The organism is Roseitalea sp. (assembly GCF_984466335.1).
The window spans coordinates 1-4,252 of record NZ_CFIFWG010000214.1; the positions used below are offsets into that span (position 1 = coordinate 1).

2 protein-coding genes are annotated in these 4,252 nt (G+C 64.3%); both read left to right on the forward strand.

Going from position 1 to position 4,252, the window contains the following annotated elements:
• A partial coding sequence (locus AC5E6L_RS14515) for a DNA-directed RNA polymerase subunit beta (protein ID WP_491774232.1) occupies nt 1-771 on the forward strand: 771 nt, incomplete at its 5' end.
• A 105-nt stretch (nt 772-876) separates the two neighbouring features.
• A partial coding sequence (gene rpoC / locus AC5E6L_RS14520; RefSeq protein ID WP_491774234.1) for a DNA-directed RNA polymerase subunit beta' occupies nt 877-4,252 on the forward strand: 3,376 nt, incomplete at its 3' end.

Genomic DNA, 4,252 nt, shown 5'->3' on the forward strand with positions numbered 1-4,252 from the left:
GTGCCCTCGCGCATGAATGTCGGCCAGATCCTTGAGACCCATCTTGGCTGGGCCTGCGCCGGCATGGGCCGCAAGATCGGCGAGATGCTCGAAGCCTATCGCGAGGCGGGCGACATCAAGCCGCTGCGCACGACGCTGGAAGACATCATCCCGGACAACAACCGCAACGAGCCGGTTCGCAGGATGGACGATGACAGCCTCGTCAAGATCGGCGAGCAGTTCGCCCATGGCGTGACCATCGCCACGCCGGTCTTCGACGGCGCCGTCGAGCCCGAGATCAACGCCATGCTGGAGAAGGCCGGCCTGCACGACAGCGGCCAGTCGACCCTTTATGACGGGCGCACGGGCGCGGCCTTCGACCGGCCGGTGACGGTGGGCTATATCTACATGCTCAAGCTGCACCATCTTGTCGACGACAAGATCCATGCCCGCTCGATCGGCCCCTATTCGCTCGTCACCCAGCAGCCGCTGGGCGGCAAGGCGCAGTTCGGCGGCCAGCGTTTCGGCGAGATGGAGGTCTGGGCGCTCGAAGCCTATGGCGCCGCCTACACGCTCCAGGAGATGCTGACCGTCAAGTCCGACGACGTGGCCGGCCGCACCAAGGTCTACGAGGCGATCGTGCGCGGCGACGACACGTTCGAGGCCGGCATTCCCGAGAGCTTCAACGTGCTCGTCAAGGAGATGCGCTCGCTGGGCTTGAACGTGGAGCTGTCGTCGACGCGTCCGGCCCACGACCAGGACCATGAAATGCTGCCCGACGCGGCCGAATGACGATTGTGGAGGCGGGCCGGCACGCCATGCCGGCCGCCGCTCGATTTTTCCGGTGGCCGATCCGCCACCACTGACCCGGGGCGCGAGCCCGCAAAGGAGACCGGCATGAACCAAGAGATCGCCAATCTCTTCAACCCTCAGGCCACGTCGCAGAATTTCGATTCCATCCGGATCTCGATCGCCAGCCCGGAAAAGATCATGTCCTGGTCGTTCGGCGAGATCAAGAAGCCCGAAACGATCAACTACCGCACCTTCAAGCCCGAGCGCGACGGCCTGTTCTGCGCGCGCATCTTCGGTCCGATCAAGGATTACGAATGCCTGTGCGGCAAGTACAAGCGGATGAAGTACAAGGGCATCATCTGCGAAAAATGCGGTGTCGAGGTCACGCTTTCGCGCGTGCGCCGCGAGCGCATGGGCCATATCGAACTGGCCGCGCCGGTCGCCCACATCTGGTTCCTCAAGTCGCTGCCGAGCCGCATCGCCACGCTGCTCGACATGACGCTCAAGGACATCGAGCGGGTTCTTTATTTCGAGAACTACATCGTCACCGAGCCGGGCCTGACCGCGCTCAAGGAGCATCAGCTCCTGAGCGAGGAGGAATTCATGATGGCCGCCGAGGAGTATGGCGAGGACCAGTTCACCGCCATGATCGGCGCCGAGGCGATCCAGGAGATCCTGCGCACGCTCGACCTGCCCGCAACGGCGGCGAACCTGCGCGACGAACTGGCCGCCACCTCGTCCGAGCTCAAGACCAAGAAGCTGATGAAGCGGCTCAAGGTGGTCGAGAACTTCATCGATTCGGCCAACCGGCCCGAATGGATGATCATGAGCATCATTCCCGTCATCCCGCCGGACCTGCGGCCGCTGGTCCCGCTCGACGGCGGGCGCTTTGCGACCTCGGATCTGAACGATCTGTACCGCCGCGTGATCAACCGCAACAATCGCCTCAAGCGGCTGATGGAACTGCGCGCGCCGGGCATCATCATCCGCAACGAAAAGCGCATGCTTCAGGAGGCGGTCGACGCGCTGTTCGACAATGGCCGGCGCGGCCGCGTCATCACCGGCGCCAACAAGCGCCCGCTGAAATCGCTGTCTGACATGCTCAAGGGCAAGCAGGGCCGGTTCCGCCAGAACCTACTGGGCAAGCGCGTGGACTATTCGGGCCGCTCGGTGATCGTCACCGGCCCCGAGCTCAAGCTGCACCAGTGCGGCCTGCCCAAGAAGATGGCGCTCGAACTGTTCAAGCCGTTCATCTATGCGCGCCTCGACGCCAAGGGCTATTCGTCCACCGTCAAGCAGGCCAAGAAGCTGGTCGAGAAGGAAAAGCCGGAAGTCTGGGACATTCTCGACGAGGTGATCCGCGAGCATCCGGTGCTGCTCAACCGCGCCCCCACGCTGCACCGCCTGGGCATCCAGGCGTTCGAGCCGGTCCTCATCGAGGGCAAGGCGATCCAGCTTCACCCGCTGGTCTGCACCGCCTTCAACGCCGATTTCGACGGCGACCAGATGGCCGTGCACGTGCCGCTGTCGCTCGAAGCCCAGCTCGAAGCGCGCGTTTTGATGATGTCGACCAACAACATCCTGCATCCGGCCAACGGCCAGCCGATCATCGTGCCGTCCCAGGACATGGTGCTGGGGCTCTATTATCTGTCGATCGTCGCCGACGGCGAGCCCGGCGAAGGCATGGTGTTCGCCGACATGGGCGAACTGCACCATGCGCTCGAAAACAAGGTCGTCACGCTGCACACCAGGATCAAGGGCCGCTTCAAGACGGTCGACGAGGGCGGCAACGAGGTCTGGGAACTGCACGAGACAACCCCCGGCCGCATGATCATCGGCGAGTTGCTGCCGACCAACGCCAAGGTGCCGTTCGACATCTGCAACACCGAGATGACCAAGAAGAACATCTCGGCGATGATCGATGTGGTCTATCGCCATTGCGGCCAGAAGGAGACGGTGATCTTCGCCGACCGCATCATGGCGCTCGGCTTCAATCACGCCTGCACCGCCGGCATCTCGTTCGGCAAGGACGACATGGTCGTGCCGGGCAACAAGGCCGGCATCGTCGAGGAGACCGACAAGATCGTCAAGGAGTACGAACAGCAGTACAATGACGGCCTGATCACCTTCGGCGAGAAGTACAACAAGGTGGTCGACGCCTGGGCGCGTTGCGACGACCGGCTCACCGAGGAGACCATGTCGGGCATCCAGGCGGTCAAGTTCGAGGACAGCGGCCGCCAAAAGCCGATGAATTCGATCTGGATGATGGCGCGCTCGGGCGCGCGCGGCTCGACGCGGCAGATGAAGCAGCTCGCCGGCATGCGCGGGCTTATGGCCAAGCCCTCCGGCGAGATCATCGAGACGCCGATCATCTCCAACTTCAAGGAAGGCCTGACCGTGAACGAGTACTTCAACTCGACCCACGGCGCCCGCAAGGGACTGGCCGACACCGCTCTTAAGACCGCCAATTCGGGCTATCTGACCCGCCGCCTGGTGGATGTCGCGCAGGACTGCATCATCACCCATCAGGATTGCGGCACCGAACGCGGCCTGACCATGACGCCGATCGTCGATGCCGGCCAGGTGGTCGCCTCGCTCGGTCAGCGTATCCTGGGCCGGACGGTTCTTGAGGACGTCGTCAACCTGAAGACCGACGAGGTGATCGTGCCGGCCGGCACGATGGTCGAGGAGGCCCATGTCGAGGCGGTCGAGGCGGCCGGCATCCAGTCGGTGAAGATCCGTTCGGCGCTGACCTGCGAGATGCAGAGCGGTGTCTGCGCGGTCTGCTACGGCCGCGATCTGGCGCGCGGAACGCCCGTCAACCATGGCGAGGCGGTCGGCGTGATCGCCGCCCAGTCGATCGGCGAGCCGGGCACGCAGCTCACCATGCGGACCTTCCACATGGGCGGCACGGCGCAGGTGGTCGACACTTCCTTCGTCGAGGCGTCCTATGACGGCCTCGTGGAGGTCAAGAACCGCAACGTGGTGCGCGATTCCGGCGGCAGCCTGATCGCCATGGGCCGCAACATGGCCGTCATCATCAGGGACGAGAAGGGCGAGGAGCGCGCCAGCCACAAGCTGACCTACGGCGCCAAGCTGATGGTCGACGATGGCGACCGGATCAAGCGCGGCCAGCGCCTGGCCGAATGGGACCCCTATACCCGCCCGATCATGACAGAGGTCGAGGGCACGGTCGCCCTGGAGGATCTGGTCGACGGCATCTCGATCCAGGAATCGGCCGACGAGAACACCGGCATCACCAAGCGCGAGGTCATCGACTGGCGGTCCAACCCGCGCGGTGCCGACCTCAAGCCGGCGATCACCGTGCTGGGCAAGGACGGCGAGGTGGCCAAGCTTTCGCGCGGCGGCGATGCCAGGTTCCTGCTGTCGGTCGATGCGGTGCTGTCGGTCGAGCCGGGCGCCAGGGTCAAGCCGGGCGACGTGATCGCGCGAATCCCGATGGAAAGCGCCAAGACCAAGG